The organism is Paraburkholderia sp. SIMBA_053 (genome assembly GCF_046534895.1).
Taxonomy (GTDB): Bacteria; Pseudomonadota; Gammaproteobacteria; order Burkholderiales; family Burkholderiaceae; genus Paraburkholderia; species Paraburkholderia caledonica.
Window position 1 is genome coordinate 1 of the sequence record NZ_JAWRXU010001328.1, and the last position, 249, is coordinate 249.

General features: G+C 72.7%; 1 protein-coding gene. It reads left to right on the top strand.

All coding sequences use genetic code 11. The annotated features are described in order from the left end of the window. Positions 1 to 34: 34 nt before the first annotated feature. Positions 35 to 249, top strand: a 215-nt coding sequence (locus SB753_RS39925; RefSeq protein ID WP_410805530.1) for a hypothetical protein, incomplete at its 3' end; no start/stop codon positions are given.

The window sequence follows — 249 nt, forward strand, 5'->3', positions numbered from 1 at the left end:
GTCCCCGGGCCGGACGGCTCTTGCGCTCCTACTCGTGCACGCGATCCACGTCCTCCCCGCGCTGAGCCTGGTCGTGCCGCTGAGGTCGCGCCTCGCGGTGCGGGTGCTCCGGCCGACCTTCCTGCGTTTCGGCATCGTGCAGCTCCTGTCGCAGCCGCTGGTGTTCGCGATGTGGCTGCTCGCTCCGAGCGGTGTCGACCGTGGAACGGAGTGGCTCGCGCCGGTCGCGGCCGCGGCCCTGGTCATGGG